This window comes from Sphingobium sp. Z007 (assembly GCF_900013425.1).
In the GTDB taxonomy this organism is placed as follows: Bacteria; Pseudomonadota; Alphaproteobacteria; order Sphingomonadales; family Sphingomonadaceae; genus Sphingobium.
In genome coordinates this window covers 177,081-192,829 of the sequence record NZ_FBXK01000005.1, presented here as the reverse complement: position 1 = coordinate 192,829, position 15,749 = coordinate 177,081, and the positions used below count along the sequence as shown (strand labels likewise).

At 64.7% G+C, this 15,749-nt stretch carries 14 protein-coding genes and 1 tRNA gene; 7 read left to right on the top strand and 8 right to left on the bottom strand.

The genetic code is table 11. The features are described 5' to 3' along the window. Nucleotide 1: 1 nt before the first annotated feature. Nucleotides 2-1,051 (top strand): flagellar motor protein MotB, encoded by a 1,050-nt coding sequence (locus tag CEQ44_RS08820; RefSeq protein ID WP_088184409.1) that lies wholly within the window; start codon nt 2-4, stop codon nt 1,049-1,051. Nucleotides 1,052-1,283: 232 nt separating this feature from the next. Here CEQ44_RS08820 and CEQ44_RS08815 read toward each other — a convergent pair whose 3' ends face one another. From CEQ44_RS08815 to CEQ44_RS08790, 6 genes are all read right to left on the bottom strand, one after another. Next, a complete protein-coding gene (locus tag CEQ44_RS08815) occupies nt 1,284-2,675 on the bottom strand; it encodes an ATP-binding protein (protein ID WP_088184408.1) in 1,392 nt (463 codons plus the stop codon). Further along, nucleotides 2,672-3,391: a response regulator gene (locus CEQ44_RS08810; protein ID WP_088184407.1), complete on the bottom strand. Its 720-nt coding sequence runs from the start codon at nt 3,389-3,391 to the stop codon at nt 2,672-2,674. The genes CEQ44_RS08815 and CEQ44_RS08810 overlap by 4 nt, the downstream gene beginning before the upstream one ends. 152 nt (nt 3,392-3,543) lie before the next feature. After that, nucleotides 3,544-4,206, bottom strand: a complete 663-nt coding sequence (locus CEQ44_RS08805) for a calcium-binding protein (RefSeq protein ID WP_088184406.1) — start codon at nt 4,204-4,206, stop codon at nt 3,544-3,546. A 132-nt stretch (nt 4,207-4,338) separates the two neighbouring features. Then, nucleotides 4,339-5,571 (bottom strand): argininosuccinate synthase, encoded by a 1,233-nt coding sequence (locus CEQ44_RS08800; protein WP_088184405.1) that lies wholly within the window; start codon nt 5,569-5,571, stop codon nt 4,339-4,341. A 151-nt stretch (nt 5,572-5,722) separates the two neighbouring features. Next, nucleotides 5,723-6,625, bottom strand: a complete 903-nt coding sequence (locus tag CEQ44_RS08795) for a hypothetical protein (protein ID WP_254913927.1) — start codon at nt 6,623-6,625, stop codon at nt 5,723-5,725. Between the two features lie 242 nt (nt 6,626-6,867). Then, a complete protein-coding gene (locus CEQ44_RS08790; protein WP_088184504.1) occupies nt 6,868-7,053 on the bottom strand; it encodes a DUF4169 family protein in 186 nt (61 codons plus the stop codon). 135 nt (nt 7,054-7,188) lie between these two features. Between CEQ44_RS08790 and CEQ44_RS08785 the strand changes: the two genes are divergently transcribed. Then, nucleotides 7,189-8,184, top strand: coding sequence for a LacI family DNA-binding transcriptional regulator (locus tag CEQ44_RS08785; RefSeq protein WP_088184404.1), 996 nt, complete (start codon nt 7,189-7,191; stop codon nt 8,182-8,184). Between the two features lie 7 nt (nt 8,185-8,191). Here the strand turns inward: CEQ44_RS08785 and CEQ44_RS08780 are convergent. After that, a tRNA-Gly gene (locus CEQ44_RS08780) sits at nt 8,192-8,265 on the bottom strand. A 110-nt stretch (nt 8,266-8,375) separates the two neighbouring features. On the opposite strand from CEQ44_RS08780, the gene CEQ44_RS08775 reads away from it, so the two are divergent. From CEQ44_RS08775 to CEQ44_RS08760, 4 genes are all read left to right on the top strand, one after another. After that, a complete protein-coding gene (locus tag CEQ44_RS08775; RefSeq protein WP_088184403.1) occupies nt 8,376-9,305 on the top strand; it encodes a LysR family transcriptional regulator in 930 nt (309 codons plus the stop codon). 108 nt (nt 9,306-9,413) lie between these two features. Then, entirely contained in the window at nt 9,414-11,531 is a 2,118-nt protein-coding gene (locus CEQ44_RS08770; protein ID WP_088184402.1) for a TonB-dependent receptor, read from the top strand. A 134-nt stretch (nt 11,532-11,665) separates the two neighbouring features. Further along, nucleotides 11,666-12,781, top strand: coding sequence for a DUF47 family protein (locus CEQ44_RS08765; protein WP_088184401.1), 1,116 nt, complete (start codon nt 11,666-11,668; stop codon nt 12,779-12,781). 138 nt (nt 12,782-12,919) lie between these two features. Beyond that, nucleotides 12,920-13,918, top strand: coding sequence for an inorganic phosphate transporter (locus CEQ44_RS08760; RefSeq protein ID WP_088184400.1), 999 nt, complete (start codon nt 12,920-12,922; stop codon nt 13,916-13,918). 103 nt (nt 13,919-14,021) lie between these two features. Here the strand turns inward: CEQ44_RS08760 and CEQ44_RS24370 are convergent, their stop codons facing one another. Continuing rightward, nucleotides 14,022-14,198 carry a hypothetical protein gene (locus CEQ44_RS24370; protein ID WP_176400334.1) on the bottom strand — a complete coding sequence of 59 codons (177 nt, stop codon included), beginning with the start codon at nt 14,196-14,198 and terminating at the stop codon, nt 14,022-14,024. A 140-nt stretch (nt 14,199-14,338) separates the two neighbouring features. On the opposite strand from CEQ44_RS24370, the gene CEQ44_RS08755 reads away from it, so the two are divergent. Next, nucleotides 14,339-15,748, top strand: coding sequence for a short-chain fatty acyl-CoA regulator family protein (locus CEQ44_RS08755; RefSeq protein ID WP_088184399.1), 1,410 nt, complete (start codon nt 14,339-14,341; stop codon nt 15,746-15,748). Nucleotide 15,749 lies beyond the last annotated feature (1 nt).

Below are 15,749 nucleotides of genomic sequence, written 5' to 3'. Positions count from 1 at the left end.
CATGGCGGAAAAGAAACGCGGCGCGAACGAGCCGGAACCGCGGCCGATCATCGTCAAGAAGATCATCGTCGAAGGGCATGGCGGCCATCATGGCGGCGCGTGGAAGGTCGCCTATGCCGATTTCGTGACGGCTATGATGGCCTTCTTCCTGCTGATGTGGCTGCTGGGCGCGACCACGGAAAAGCAGCGCAAGGGGCTGGCCGACTATTTCACGCCGACGCTGGTGCAGATGAAGGAAAATTCAGCCGGGTCGAACGGCATGTTCGGCGGCGACAGCATGATGGGGAAGGAAAATTACCCGACCACCGGCGGTCAGGGCAATATGGCCATCACCATCCCGCGCGACGCCAGCGGCACGAAGGACCAGGGCGGCAAAGCAACCCGCGCCGCCGACCGGCAGAAATTTGAATCGATCAAGAAGAGCCTGGAAGAGCGCATGATCGCCAAGGGGCTGGGCAAGCTGCGCAAGAATGTCCGCTTCACCGAAACGCGCGAAGGGTTGCGCATCGACCTGATCGACGAGGCTGATTTCGCGATGTTCGCGATGGGCACCGATCGGCTGGTCCCGCAGGCGCGCGCGTTGATTTCCGAAGTCGCGACCGTGTTGCAGACCATGCCCAACCCGCTGATCGTGCGCGGCCATACCGACGGCCTGCCCTATGCATCGGGCCGGACCATGACCAACTGGATGCTGTCGTCCAGTCGCGCCGAAACGACGCGCAAGACGCTGGCCGACAGTGGCATCGGCAATGCGCGCTTTGCCCGGATCGAAGGCGTGGCCGACCGCGAACCCTTCATCAAGAACGACGCCTATGATCCGCGCAACCGGCGCATGTCGATCATCCTGGGCTGGACTCGCGGTGGCGGCGACGCCGACGACGACGCGCCGGACGCGGCGACCAAGGCCGCGATCAAGGAACGCGACAATCCCCTGCGCGTGGCGAAGGAACAGGCGCAGAAGCTGGACATGGGCGGCACCGGCCTGCCCAATGGCGCAGCGCTGATCAACCCGGCCGCACCGGGAACGTCTAACAAGCCGGGCAAGCATTGATCAGTACGGAAGTGACGAAAAGGGTGGGGAGCGGACTGTCGGGTTTGTCCGAGGCTTCACGCGAAAGGTGACCTACAAATCTCGTCACCCCAGCGAAGGCTGGGGTCTCGTGCGAGAGCACGCATCGGTTGGGCTTGGCACTTGCGCAAGCGTAGCGCGTCGTCGCCTGAGACCCCAGCCTTCGCTGGGGTGACGGTAGGAGCGGCGCACGCTTCTGGTCGTTAGCTAACCTTTAACCCGGCAACACCAAACTCGCTTCCAGCCCGCCTTCGGGCCGGTTCGCCAACCGCAATTCGCCCTGATGCTCCGCCATGATCGCGCGCACCAGCGCGAGGCCCAGGCCCGAACCGCCGGTTTCGCGATTGCGTGAGCCTTCGAGGCGGGTGAAGGGTTCCAGCATCTCTTCCATCCGGTCCTCCGCAATGCCCGGCCCTTCGTCGGCGACGGCGATGCGGATCGTGCCATTTTCATGCAGCACCGAGACATGGGCGCGATCACCATAGACGATCGCGTTTTCGATGAGGTTGCGCAGCGCGCGGCGGATTTGCTGGGGCCGCACGAAGGCGACGGCGCGGTCGCTGTCGGCTAGGTCGACCGGCGATCCCAGCTCGATGAAATCCTCCACCACGGCGTCGGAGAGCGCGGCCAGATCGACCTTCTGCGCGGCCTGCGTGCTGCGACCCGCGCGGGCGAGCGAGAGGATATCCTCCAGCATCCGGTTCATTTCATCGATCGTTTCGGACATGCGCGCGCGCTCGGCATCATCCTCCACCGATTCGGTGCGGACGCGCAGCGAGGCGAGCGGGGTGCGCAGGTCGTGGCCGATCGCGCCCAGCATCCGGTCCTTTTCGTCCAGCATGGCGATGATGCGCGCGCGCATGGCGTTGAACGCCATGGTGAGGTCGCGCACATCGCCCGGCCCGCGTTCGTCCACCGCGTCGGCCGCGCCGGTGCGGGCGAATTGCTGGGCAGAGCCGGTGAGCTGTTTCAGCGGACGGGCGAGGCGACTGCCAACCCAGAGCAGCGGCAGCAGGACGATGACATAGAGGATGAGGGTCTGGCCGATCAGCCAGCCGCCAAAGCGCGCCGGGGGATTGCCGCTGCGGGCTTCGGCCGTGACCCATTTGCCCGCTTCATATTCCACCGCCACTACCAATCGTCCCGCACGCGGACCGCGCGGGCCATCGCCGGTCGTACGCATCCGAATCCGCTCCCAGCGGCGCAGCGGCATGACGCGATCATCCTCTACCGCCACCACCGACCGGGCGGCCAGGCCGATGTCGGACAACATGGTTTCGGCCCGTTTCTCGATATCCGGGCGCGGTTTGCCGGTCAGCACCGGTCGCGCCGTGCTGAACCGCACCGCGCGGGGACCGTCACGATCCCGGTCGGCGCGATCGGGTCGATCCGGCCGGTTGGGACGACCCGGCCAACGGTCCGGGCGATTGTCCAACGCATTGATGATACGAAACACGGCGGGCGCCGTCTGGCTGGTCAGTTGCACGCGATTGCGTTCCTGCAACAGCAGGACGAAGTTGATCGATTGCGCGACGAACAAAGCGATCGCGACCAGGGCAATGATCTGGCCGACCAGGCTTTGCGGCCAGAGGCGGAACCGCTTCACAGTTTGCGGACTTCGGTCGACAGGGTGTAGCCACCGCCCCACACGGTCTTGATGAGCGTCGGATTCTTCGGGTCCGGCTCGATCTTCTTGCGCAGGCGGCTGATCTGGTTGTCGATCGCCCGGTCGAAGGCGTTCGCCTCCCGCCCCTGGGTGATGTCCAGCAGCTGGTCGCGGCTCAGTACGCTATTGGGGCGCGTGGCGAAGGCGAGCATGAGATTATATTCGGCGGTGGACAACGGCAGCGACACGCCTTCGGCATCGACCAGCGTGCGCTCCTGCGTCTTGAGCATCCAGCCGGCAAAGCTGTAGTTCGCGCCGTCGGGCGCTGTCACGCGCTGGCCGCCGGTGGCGACGCGGCGGAAGATCACCTTGATCCGGGCGACCAGTTCGCGGGGCGAAAAGGGCTTAAGCACATAATCGTCCGCGCCCATTTCCAGGCCGACGATGCGGTCCGTTTCTTCGGTGCGGGCGGTCAGCAGGATGACGGGAATCTCGGTCGTTTCGCGGATATGGCGGCAGAGCGACAGGCCGTCCTCGCCCGGCATCATGATGTCGAGGATCACCATGTCGATCGCATTGGCGGCGAGGCGCAGCCGCGCTTCCGACGCGCTTTCGACGGCGGTGACGCGAAAACCGTTGCGGCCCAGATATTGGGCCAGCGGTTCGCGGATCGAACGCTCGTCATCGACGAGGAGGAGGTGGGGTCGGTCGCTCATGCTGCCTGTCTGTCATGGCTGGGTAAAGGTTGGAAGGGCGAAGGCAAAAGGGGGGGAAGCCTTCGCCCTTCCATATGGGGCGGCGCGGGTGCGGAGCCAGGGGAGGAACCCCGCGTCCTGCGCCACCGGATCAGTGCGCAATCAGTGCGCGATCAGTTCTGGGGCGGGGGCGGCGGACCCTTGCGGTCCTTCCATTCGGCCCGCATCGCCTGACGCCCCGCCTTCATCTCGTCGGCGGTGACGAAGCCGTCCTTATTCGTGTCCGCCTTGTCGAACATGGCGACCGGGCGGGCCATAAATTCGGCCTTGGTCATCGTGCCGTCCTTATTCGCGTCACCAAAGCCGCCGCCCGGACCGCCATGGCCCATCATGCCGCCACGACCGGGGCCGCGATGGCCGCCCTTGCCCCAACCGCGCCCGTCGGGCTTGCCTGCCTCGGCGCGGCGTTCCTGACGTTTGTCGGCGCGGGCATCATGGCCGGCGGTGAATTCGGCTTTGCTGATCTGGCCATTTTTGTCGGCGTCGAGCGCGGCGAAGCGGGCGTCCTGCCGCTGCTGGCGCATCGCGTCGCGATCCTTCTGGGTGATCTGGCCGTCGCGATCGACGTCCATCTTCGCAAAGCGGGCTTCCAGACCGGCGGTCAGTTCCGCCTTGCTGATCTTGCCGTCCTTGTTGGTGTCCGCCATGGCCATCATGCCGCCACGGGGACCGCGCGGGCCATCCGGGCCGGGCTGGGCATGAGCGAGATGGGTTGCCGCCAGGCCGCCAACGAACAGCGAACCAACCGCAACGGTGGTGAAGAATTTGCGAAGCATGTCTGTCTTCCTTTTTGCATCTGTTGGGCGGCATGTCCGCTGCCCTTGACGATGTTTATGGAAGGAAGTTGTCCCGCAGATATGTCACGCCGCCCGCTAGTTTGTCGCATAGTGTAACGGGCGGCGGCATTTTCATTCCCGGTCGCGACGGCCCAGCAGACGCAAACGCAGCGCATTGAGCTTGATGAAGCCCGCCGCGTCGCGCTGGTCGTAGGCGCCGGCGTCGTCTTCGAAGGTCACGACCTTTTCGCTGTAGAGCGAGTAAGGCGATTTGCGGCCGACCACGGAAACGCTGCCCTTGTAGAGCTTCAGGCGAACCGTGCCGGCTACCTTTTCCTGGCTGTAGTCGATCGCGGCCTGGAGCATCTCGCGCTCCGGGCTGAACCAGAAGCCGTTGTAGATCAGCTCGGCATATTTAGGCGCGAGTTCGTCTTTCAGGTGCGCCGCGCCGCGGTCGAGCGTCAACTGCTCGATGCCGCGATGGGCGAGATGATAGATGGTGCCGCCCGGCGTTTCGTACATGCCGCGCGACTTCATGCCGACGAAGCGGTTTTCGACCAGGTCGAGGCGGCCGATGCCATGTTTGCGACCATATTCGTTGAGCGTTTCCAGCAGGGTCGCGGGCGACATGCCGACGCCATTGATCGCGACGCCATCGCCCCGTTCGAAATCGACGGTGATATATTCGGGCGCATCGGGCGCGTCTTCCGGGTTTACCGTGCGCGAATAGACATAGTCAGGGACTTCATCCCACGGATCTTCCAGCACTTTGCCCTCGGAGCTGGTGTGCAGCATGTTCGCGTCGGTCGAAAAGGGGCTTTCGCCGCGCTTGTCGCGCGGGATCTGGATCTGATGCTTTTCGGCAAATTCGATCAGCTTGGTGCGGCTGGTCAAATCCCATTCACGCCAGGGGGCGATCACCTTAATATCAGGGGCGAGACCGTAATAGCCCAGTTCAAAGCGCACCTGGTCATTGCCCTTGCCGGTTGCGCCATGGCTGACGGCGTCGGCGCCCAGCATCCTGGCGATCTCGATCTGGCGCTTGGCGATCAGCGGTCGGGCGATCGAAGTGCCGAGCAGATAGAGGCCTTCGTAGAGCGCATTGGAGCGCATCATCGGGAAGACATAATCCTTTGCGAATTCCTCGCGCAGGTCGTCGATGAAGATATGTTCTTCCTTGACGCCCATCAGGCGCGCCTTGGCGCGGGCCGGCTCCAGTTCCTCGCCCTGCCCCAGATCGGCGGTGAAGGTCACCACTTCGCACTGATAGGTCTGTTGCAGCCATTTCAGGATCACGCTGGTATCGAGACCACCGGAAAAGGCGAGGACGATGCGATTGATCTTGTCTGGTGTCGGGGCTGGCATGGCTGGGGCGATTCTTCCGTAAAAGGGGCGCGGGTATGACCGGCGCGCCGGTAACAGGCGGGGGGCCAAAGCGCAACCGATGGGCTCCATGAAAAAAGGACGGAAAGCCGGTTGGCCTTCCGTCCCATGGGGGTTCAGCTTGCGCTGCTAGTTAGCGGGTGCGCGGCTTCAGGAAGCCCGACGGCACGCGATCATTGCCGAAGCGATAGACGGTCTGGCTGCGGTCCATGGCCGCAGCAGGAGCCGGCTCCGCATGGGTCGTCTGCGGCGCGGGCCGAGCAGTCGCGGCGGCTTCGCGCTGGGCGATCAGATGCTGGGCGCGGCGCAGCCTCTTGGTCCGGGTGAGGAACGGGTTGTCCGCGCTGGGCGCAGCGGCGACCATTGCTTCGAGCGTCGCATCCTCCGTCTGTGCCGTAGCCAGCGCCGGGCGGGGCATGATCGCAGCCATCACAGGAGCAGGCGTCAGGGGAACGGGCGCAGGCTCGAACGTCGTAACCGGCGCGATGCCGGCGTCAGCGACCGCTTCATCGGGACGACGACGGCGCATCAACGCAGCGCCGCCCAGACCCAGCAACAGCATTGCGCCACCACCCAGCGCCCAGAGCATTGCTTGGTCAGAGCGCGCGACCGATTGCGCCGCCGGGGCGGCCGGAGCGGCCTCCTGCACCGGCACAATGGCCGGGGCCGACTGAACAGGCGGTGCCGTCTCGACCGGCGAGGGGGCGACCGGGGTCACGGCGGCAGGGCGGGCAGCGACGGGTTCAGCCGTGCGGTTGACCGTTCGCGCAGCGGAGGGAGTCGGCACCTGACGAGGCTTGGCGGCCTGGGCCGCAGCCTGTTCGGCTTCCGCAGCGGCCGTCGCGGCGGCTATACGTTCCTCCAGCGGCGGGGTGGCCTGCACCACCGGCTGGCTAGGGGTAAATTCAGGCGTCGGCGTGGCAGTCGGCGCTGCGATAAGATCAGGTGCCGACATCACCGGCACCGGCGCAGCGGGGGCAGCTTCCGGCGCGACCGGCGGCGCAGCGGCCTGCGCCAGCAGCGGGGTTGCAGTCAAAGCCAGAACAGCGGCGATCGCGGCCCTGGCGGGGCGGTTTGTGCGAATATTTCCAGTCATAGCAGGGCACCAACGGCCGACCGGGCGATTCAACGCAGACACGGGATCGGATTCGCGACGAATTGTGACGGTTCGGGGACAAGGTGAACAACATGAATAAGCGTTCATCTCAATATGAACGGATTATTTACAGAACAGGCGGGATATCTTCCAAATACTCACTATAAATATAGTGCAAAGTTCTAATCGTTTTCTGACCCGCGTCTTGCACCGTCCAGTAGAGCGGCACGGCGCTGCTCCTCTTGCGCATCCGCCAGCCGTTGCGCCTTAGTGCGCCCGAAACGCACGCGATTTTCCTGTGCCGCCTGCGCCTTGTCCACGCGCGCCTTCGCCTTGCGCGCCTGACGCAGATTGACGATGTTGGTCATGATCGGTCTTTCCATCGCTTCTGTGCCGCCACCCGATCATAAACTTGCCGCGGGCGACTTGCCAATCGGCATCGGCTGTCGCCATGGTCGGCGCTTTCCGTTCCAACCCCCTCTGCTCCAACATTGCGAAGATTCATGACCAGCATCCACGATGTCGCCGCGCTCGCCCAGGTATCGATCAAGACGGTGTCGCGCGTCGTCAACAAGGCGCCCAATGTCAGCCCGGAATTGCAGGTGCGGGTGGACGCCGCGATCAAGCAATTGGACTATCGGCCCAACCAGTCGGCGCGGCGGCTGGCGGGGGGCAAGTCCTTCATGATCGCCTTCCTCTATAACAATCCCGCGCCCGGCTATGTCAGCCGCATCCAGATCGGCGCGGCCTGGCGATGCCGCGAACTGGGCTATCATCTGGTGGTGGAGCCGATTTCGCCCGGTGGTGAGGAACGGTTCGAAGTGCTCGATCGGCTGGTGGCGGCGCTGCGCCCCGACGGCGTGCTGCTGGTGCCCCCGCTGTCGGACGATGAAGGGCTGCTGGCCCGACTGGCGGAAATGAAGCTGCCCTATGCCCGCATCGCCGGGTCCGTGGTCGCGGCAAGTTTCACCATCCACACGCCAGAGCGCGCCGCAGGGCGCATGGTCGCCGACCATCTGATCGCGCTTGGCCATCGCCGCATCGGCGTCATCACCCCGCCCTCGACCCACCGGGCGGCGCTGCGCCGGGTCGAGGGATTTCGCGACGGGCTGGCGGCCGCGGACATCGCCGTCGACGAGGCGCTGTTCGTCCAGGGCCGGTTCGACTTCGCGTCCGGCATAGAGGCGGGCGAGGCGTTGCTGGCGTTGCCGCGGCCACCGAGCGCCATTTTCGCCACCAATGACGAGATGGCGTTGGGCGTGCTGACGCTGGCGCACCGTATCGGGTTGCGCGTGCCGAAGGATCTGTCGGTGACCGGGTTCGACGACACATCGGCAAGCCTGACATCCTGGCCGCCGCTGACCACCGTGCGCCAGCCGCTGGAGGATATGGGTCGGTCCGTGATCGACGCGCTCGCCAACGGACCGGTCGATGCGCCGGAATTTCTGTTCACGCTGGTGGAAAGGGGCAGTTCGGGACCGCCATCGCCGGGCCGCTGAAACAGCGTGGAGCGGGTAGCGGGGATCGAACCCGCATCACAAGCTTGGAAGGCTAGTGCTCTACCATTGAGCTATACCCGCCCGGCAGGCGGTCGCCCTGCCATCATCGGGTGGCGCTCGTCAACAGTCCATTGCACGGGATCGCGAAGATCGCCCTTAACCCCCTTCGATATTTCCTCTATCACCGCGCGATGGACAGCCCCTCCCTGCGCCAGTTGGACATATTCGCGCAGATGGTGGCGGCGGGCGGCGTCGTGCGCTGCGCCCATGCGCTGGGCGTCGAGGTCGAGCAGGTGCTGCGCGACCTGGCGTCGCTGGAGATGCGGCTGGGCTATCGCCTGTTCGAGGATTTGGACGGGGCGGCGCGGTTGACGCCGGCAGGGCGCAAGACGGCGCAGGCGATGACGCTGCTGAGCGAAGATCGGCTCGCACCGGTGGAGGAGGAGGCACCAGCGCCAACACCCCAGCCCGCCACGGCCGTCCCGGCCATACCGGAAGGCCCACCCCGCCAAATCATCACCCTGGCCGCGCCGCCGCCCGTTTTCGGCCATTTCCAGGATGCGCTGGCCGCGTTCGAGGCGGCGAACGAGGATATCGCGATCACGCTGGACCTGCATGTCCACACGGCGCAGGAGGCGGCAGTGGCGCTGGCCAATGGGCGGGCCGACATCGCCTATTTCTATGCGCTGGAGGAGCCGGAAGACCTCAAGTCCCGCTATGGCTGGTCGGAACCGCTCAACCTCTATGCCGATAGCGGCCATCCCCTGGCGCGGGCCGACAGCGTCAGCCGCGACGACCTGTCCATGACGCCGATGCTGTCGCTGGAAAGCCGCAGCGGCATGCGCGACATCATCGATGCGGCGTTGGCCAAGGGCCGGGTGCGCAATGTGATGCCGCTGCTGGAAAGCGACAATATGTTCGAGATCATCGCCGCGCTGCGCGATGGCGCGGGCTGTTTCGCGGCGTTCGGTACATTGGCCCGCGACCTTGGCCGAATGAGCGGGATCAGGCGGCTGGCGCTGGACATTCCCCTGCCCGCCGTCGAAATTCGCCAGTCGGTGGCGCCCCGCGCCGCGGAAAAGCCGGCGGTCGAGGCGCTGGCGGAATTTCTCTTCCTCTGATTGGACGCAATATGTCGCGTCGCAGCAAAAATGCGGCGAAGCGATCTTGATATGATGTATCATACTAGATACAGGATCACATAGACTAGAACCAAAGGGTTGATCCTCATGTCCCGCTTTCCGATGCTGCGCGCAGGCTGCGCCGTTACCGCGCTGTGCCTTGGCCTTCCCGCTCTCGCCAAGACCTCACCGACCCCGGATGCCGGCGATCAGGCTTATCATGACGCGCAGGCCAATATCGTCGTGACCGCGATCATCCCGCGCAAGCAGGGCGACATCTTGTCGGGCACAACGGTCATTACCGGACAGAAATTGACGCGCGAATTGCGCTCCACCATCGGCGAAACGCTAGCGCGGCAACCGGGCGTGTCGGCCACGTCCTTTGGCCCCAACGCATCGCGCCCGGTGCTGCGCGGCTTCCAGGGCGAACGCGTGCGCATCTTAACCGATGGCATCGGCAGTTTCGACGTGTCGAACACATCGGTCGATCATGCCGTGGCGATCAACCCGCTGACCGCCGACCGGATAGAAGTGCTGCGCGGTCCGGCCGCATTGCTGTTCGGATCGTCCGCAATCGGCGGGGTGGTCAATGTGATCGACAGCCGCATCCCGCGCCGCGTGCCCGACGAACCGGTGCATATCGACGCAATCGGCACCTATGGCAGCGCCTCCAACGAGCGCACCGGATCGGGCGAGGTCGAAATCCCGCTGAGCGACACGTTCGTCGTCCATTTCGACGGCAGCTATACCAAGACCGGCAACCTTGACACCGGTAGCTATATCCTGACCCCGGCATTGCGCGCGCAGGCGGCGGCGAGCGGCGACGCGGACATCGAGGGGCTGTCTGCCCTGCGCGGCAAGCTGCCCAACAGCGCGGCCGAGACATGGGAAGTCGCGGGCGGCGCGGCGCTCATCACCGATGGCGGCAATCTGGGCTTTTCGGTCGCCCATACCGACAATTTCTATGGCGTGCCGGTGCGTTATGCGACGGAAGCAGGTGGTGATGCAGAACAGGTGCGGCTGCACATGAAGCAGGACCGGGTCGATATGCGCGCGGAATTGCCGGTCAACGGCAGCCTGCTGGAATCGATCCGCTTCCGCGCGGGCTTTGCCGATTATCAGCATCAAGAAATCGAGGATACGGGCGAGGTCGGCACCACCTTCTACAACCAGTCAATGGAATCGCGGCTGGAACTGGTCCAGGCCAAGCGCGGCGGCTGGGACGGCGCAGTCGGCGCGCAATTCTTCACCCGGAAATTCTATGTCGTGGGCGAGGAAAAGTTCCTGCCGCGCAACCAGACCGACCAGTTGGGCATCTTCACGCTCCAGTCGATCGACCTGGGGACGACGCGGGTCGAGGTCGGCGGGCGCTTTGAACATACCGACGTCAGCGCGGACGCCGACGCGACTTTGTTCAACCCGGCCTATGACCGTGATTTCAACACCGTGTCCGGGTCAATCGGCGCGAGCCATGAACTGGCGCCGGGCTGGCGGCTGGGCCTGAACCTGTCGCGCACCGAGCGCGCGCCGTCAGCGGAGGAGCTATATGCTCGCGGCAATCATGCCGGCACGCAGGCGTTCGAGGTGGGCAACCCCAATTTCGGCAAGGAAAAAAGCTGGGGTGTCGAAGGCACGCTGCGGGGCCAGGGCGAAGGCTACACCATCGCCCTGTCCGCCTATCACAACTGGTTCAGCGGCTATATCTATGACGCGCTGGTGGACGACAGCGCCTGCATGGCGGTGAATGGCGGCGCAGAACTGGAATTTCCCTGCTACCAATATAATCAGGCCGACGCCCGCTATCTGGGCTTCGAGGCGGAAACCACGGTCAAGCTGGCGCAGGTCGGCGGCTATGCGATCAATCTGGACGGGGTGGCCGATTATGTCCGCGCGACGATCAAAGGCAATGGCCCGGCGCCGCGCATTCCCCCGCTGCGCCTGCTGGGCGCGCTGGAAGCGCAGGGCGACCGGCTGAGCCTGCGCGGCGAGGTGGAGCATAGCTTCGCGCAGAACCGCACCGCGGTGCGGGAGACGGATACGGACGGCTTCACGCTGGTCAATGCGTCGGTTTCCTGGAAGCCACTGAAGGGCAATGACCGCACCACGCTGACGCTGTCGGCGAACAATATCTTCGATGTCGAAGCGCGACGCGCGGCCAGCTTTCTCAAAGATTATGCGCCGCTGCCCGGCCGCGACATCCGTCTAACCGCGCGCCTGTCGATCTGACGCAGACGCAATCGGCCCCTTGGCATGACATAAGGGGCCGATTGCGAAATATGACAATATCGTTACAAGGCGCGGATGGAACGCGCGGCGGGCAAAAAGATTGAGCAGGGCCAGGCTCCAGGGCGGGTCCGCTGATGCGCCAGATTGCCGCCCTGCCCTATACCACCGCCGCCGACGGATCGATGCAGATCCTGCTGATCACATCGCGCGAGACGCGGCGCTGGGTGATCCCCAAGGGCAATCGCATCAAGGGGCTGGCCGGGCACCGCGCCGCCGAGCTGGAAGCCTATGAAGAAGCGGGCATCCATGGCATCGCCTGTCCCGCGCCGCTGGGCCACTACCGCTATGACAAGCGCAAGCGCAAGGGCGGATCGCGCGAGGCGACGGTGGAGGTTTTTCCGCTTGCGGTCACCGGCCACCTGACGCAATGGCCCGAACAGGGCCAAAGGGAACTACGCTGGTTCCCCGTCGCCGAAGCGGCAAAAGCGGTCGACGAACCCGATCTGCAATCGATCATCGCGGCCTTCCGCGAACCGCCCGCCGATCCGGGCTGGTTCCTGCGGCTGCTGCTGGCGATTCGCGACAGACAGAATGAAAGGACTGGAATGCTCCGCTGGTTTCACGCGCTGATGCCCAAGCAGGGGCGGTTCTTCGAGCAATTCGAAGATCATGCCGCGACCCTGGTGTTCGGCGCCGATGCGTTGGCCAAGCTGCTGAAGGGCGGCCCGGACATGACGGCGCATATCAAGGAGATTTCCGACCGCGAACATGAGGCGGACGACATCATCCGCGACGTGTTGCAGGACGTTCGCCGCATCTTCGTCACCCCGTTCGACCGCAGCGCCATCACCGGCCTCATCGGCGTGATGGACGACGCGATCGACCAGATGAACCAGACCGCCAAGGCGATCGCGCTGTATGAGGTCAAGGACTTCGCGCCGCAGATGCAGGATATGAGCGCGCTAATCGTCGAATGCGCGCGCATCACGGCGGAGGCGATGCCCTTGCTGCGCTCGCTCAACCTCAATTCGACACGGCTGCACGATTTGACCGAGCGGCTGGTGAAGCTGGAGGGACATGCGGATATCCTGCACGAGGCGGGCCTGAAGGCGCTGTTCCAACAGGCGCGGGCCGGCAACACGATGGACTTCATCGTCGGCAACGAGATTTACAGCCATCTGGAAAAGGTGACCGACCGGTTCGAGGATGTCGCCAACGAGATTTCCGGCCTGGTCATCGACCACGCCTGATCCGCTCACAGCACATACACCCGTTCGCTTCGAGCCTGTCGAGAAGCGGATAGCGCGCCCATCTCGTTTCTCGACTTCGCTCGAAACGAACGGATTTTCAGGATGCTTCGATCCATGCAGGATAGAGTTTAGCTCGCCATGGACCCTATCGCTCTCCCCCTGCTGATCGCGCTGATCGGTGTCGCCTTGCTGTTCGATTTCCTGAACGGCCTGCACGACGCGGCCAATTCGATCGCGACGATCGTATCGACCCGCGTATTGAAGCCGCAATATGCGGTCGCCTGGGCCGCCTTCTTCAACTTCATCGCCTTCCTCTTCTTCGGCCTGCATGTCGCCGAGACGGTGGGCAAGGGCATTGTCGATGCCGCGATCATCGATCCGCAGGTCATCTTCGGCGCGCTGATGGGGGCGATCGCCTGGAACCTCATCACATGGGGGCTGGGTATTCCGTCTTCGTCCAGCCATGCATTGATCGGAGGCCTGCTGGGCGCGGGCACCGCCAAGGCGGGGCTGGGCGCGGTGGTGTGGAGCGGCGTGTTCAAGACCAGCGCGGCGATCGTCATCTCGCCCGCGGTCGGCCTGTTCCTGGCGCTGATGCTGGTGCTGGTCATCAGTTGGGTCTTTCGCCGCTTCACGCCGCAAGGCGCGGACAGCGTGTTCCGCAAACTGCAACTCGTGTCCGCCTCGCTCTATTCGCTGGGCCATGGCGGCAATGACGCGCAGAAGACGATGGGGATCATCGCGGTATTGCTCTATTCGCAGGGGATGCTGACCGGCGGCTTCCATGTGCCTTTATGGGTGGTGCTGAGTTGCCAGGCGGCGATGGGCCTGGGCACGTTGCTGGGCGGGTGGAAGATCGTCCACACCATGGGGTCGAAGATCACGCGGCTGACCCCGGCGCAGGGTTTCTGCGCGGAAACAGGCGGGGCGATCACGCTGTTCATGGCGACGCATCTGGGTATCCCGGTGTCGACCACGCACACCATCACCGGCGCGATCGTGGGCGTGGGCGCATCGCGGCGGTTGTCGGCGGTGCGGTGGAACGTGGCGTCGAGCATCATCGTCGCCTGGGTCGTCACCCTGCCCGCCAGCGCGGCGATCGGGGCGCTGTTCTATTGGCTGACCCGGTTTTTCTGACGCGGCGTGTTGCAGCGCAGGTGGGAACACCGGTGATGTGGCAGGCAAGCAAAAGGGCGCGGAAATCATCCCGCGCCCTTTGTTATGCAGTCCGTGGCGTCAATTAAGCCACCCGGCCGAGGCGATGGTAGAGATTGGCATATTTGACCGATTCCGGCTGCTCCTGAACCTCGCGCAGATAATGGGCGATGGCGGTGCGGATCAGGCCGAAATCCTCCTGAGAGAAAACGGCGCGCGAACGGGTCGGCTCGCGGGTCTGTTCGATCGTGTCGGTGGTCATGTTGATGTCCTTCGCGGCTGTGCCCGTGGGGGCTGATGGACACCGAGTTAGACAATTGAATCGCATATCGTAAGGCTGATGAGTGGCCACCTGTCATGAATACATTTGGTCATATTGTCATTCTATGACATTATGTCTTTATGGCAGAGCTGACCGATCGTAAACTCTATCTCGGCCCCAAGCTGCGCGTCCTGCGCCGCGAACTGGGCCTCAATCAGACGCAGATGGCGGAGGAACTGGGCGTGTCGCCCAGCTATCTCAACCATCTGGAGCGCAATCAGCGGCCGCTGACCGCCCAGATGCTGCTGCGGCTGGCCAACACCTATGACATCGATATTCGCGATTTCACGGCGCAGGCGCAGGAGGGCGGTCCCGGCGAACTGAGTGAAATACTGTCCGACGCGCTGGTCCGCGACATCGGCATCGCCCGCGACGAAGTGCTGGAGGTCGCGGAAAATTATCCCGGCGTCAGCGAGGCGATCGCCCGCTTCTATCGCGCGCTGAGCGACCTGAGGCGGATGCCGGGCGAGGCGCTGGCGCGCGGCGACGGCCATCCCGCGCCGCTGGTCGCGCCGGTGGACTGGCTGCGCGAGATGATCGCGCGAGCGGGCAATCATTTCGCGGAGATCGACGCGGGGGCGGAGGCGATCGCCGCCACCCTGCCCGACGACCCGACGCTGTTGCAGGCGGAATTGCGCGCGCGGCTGAAGGATCGGCACAGCATGGCGTGCCTGGTGGTGCGCGGCGACGTGCTGGACGGGACGCTGCGTCATTATGACATGCATCGACGGCGGCTGATGCTGAGCGAGCGACTGCCTGCATCGGGCCGCCTCTTCGCCATCGCTTATCATCTGTGCGCGCAAGAACTGGCCGACGCGATCGCCGCGCAGATCGCCCGCGCAGCGCCATCGGACGAGGACAGCCGCCGCTTGGCCGTCATGGCGCTGACCAACTATGCAGCCGCCGCGCTCATCATGCCCTATGACCGTTTCCGTCAGGCGGCAGAACAAAGCCGCCACGACCTGCCCTTGCTCCGCGACCGCTTCGGCGTCTCAACCGAGCAAATGGCGCATCGCCTGACCAGCCTCAATCGCACCGGCGCGCGGGGCATTCCCTTCTTCATGGCGAAGGTCGACCGGGCCGGGATCGTGTCCAAGCGGTTCGATGGCGAAGCCTGGCCGTTTGCGCGCTATGGCGGCACCTGCCCGCGCTGGGATGCGCATGGCGCGCAGGCGGCGGACCGGGTCGCGCCGCAGCTGATCGAGACGCTGGAGGCCAAGCGCTTCGTGACGCTGGCGATCGGCCTGCCGCCGGGCGCGGCGCGGGGCCGATCGGTGATCGCATTGGGGTGCGAGGCCAAACATGCGGCGCGCATAACTCATGCCGACGGCATCGACGTCGATCGGGACGAAGCGACCGGCATTGGTCCAACCTGCCATCTGTGCGAGCGTCGCGCCTGCCCTGACCGCGCATTGCCGCCCGTGACGCGCGGGCTTGACCTGCACAGCTATGAACGCACGATCGCGCCTTTCCCGTTCAGGCGGGTATGAT

Bases quoted from the DNA above. Each gene is read 5' to 3' on its own strand.
- CEQ44_RS08820 (WP_088184409.1), top strand. From the start codon at position 2: ATGGCGGAAAAGAAACGCGGCGCGAACGAGCCGGAACCGCGGCCGATC.
- CEQ44_RS08810 (WP_088184407.1), bottom strand. From the start codon at position 3,391: ATGAGCGACCGACCCCACCTCCTCCTCGTCGATGACGAGCGTTCGATC.
- CEQ44_RS08805 (WP_088184406.1), bottom strand. From the start codon at position 4,206: ATGCTTCGCAAATTCTTCACCACCGTTGCGGTTGGTTCGCTGTTCGTT.
- CEQ44_RS08800 (WP_088184405.1), bottom strand. From the start codon at position 5,571: ATGCCAGCCCCGACACCAGACAAGATCAATCGCATCGTCCTCGCCTTT.
- CEQ44_RS08790 (WP_088184504.1), bottom strand. From the start codon at position 7,053: ATGACCAACATCGTCAATCTGCGTCAGGCGCGCAAGGCGAAGGCGCGC.
- CEQ44_RS08785 (WP_088184404.1), top strand. From the start codon at position 7,189: ATGACCAGCATCCACGATGTCGCCGCGCTCGCCCAGGTATCGATCAAG.
- CEQ44_RS08775 (WP_088184403.1), top strand. From the start codon at position 8,376: ATGGACAGCCCCTCCCTGCGCCAGTTGGACATATTCGCGCAGATGGTG.
- CEQ44_RS08770 (WP_088184402.1), top strand. From the start codon at position 9,414: ATGTCCCGCTTTCCGATGCTGCGCGCAGGCTGCGCCGTTACCGCGCTG.
- CEQ44_RS08765 (WP_088184401.1), top strand. From the start codon at position 11,666: ATGCGCCAGATTGCCGCCCTGCCCTATACCACCGCCGCCGACGGATCG.
- CEQ44_RS08760 (WP_088184400.1), top strand. From the start codon at position 12,920: ATGGACCCTATCGCTCTCCCCCTGCTGATCGCGCTGATCGGTGTCGCC.
- CEQ44_RS24370 (WP_176400334.1), bottom strand. From the start codon at position 14,198: ATGACCACCGACACGATCGAACAGACCCGCGAGCCGACCCGTTCGCGC.
- CEQ44_RS08755 (WP_088184399.1), top strand. From the start codon at position 14,339: ATGGCAGAGCTGACCGATCGTAAACTCTATCTCGGCCCCAAGCTGCGC.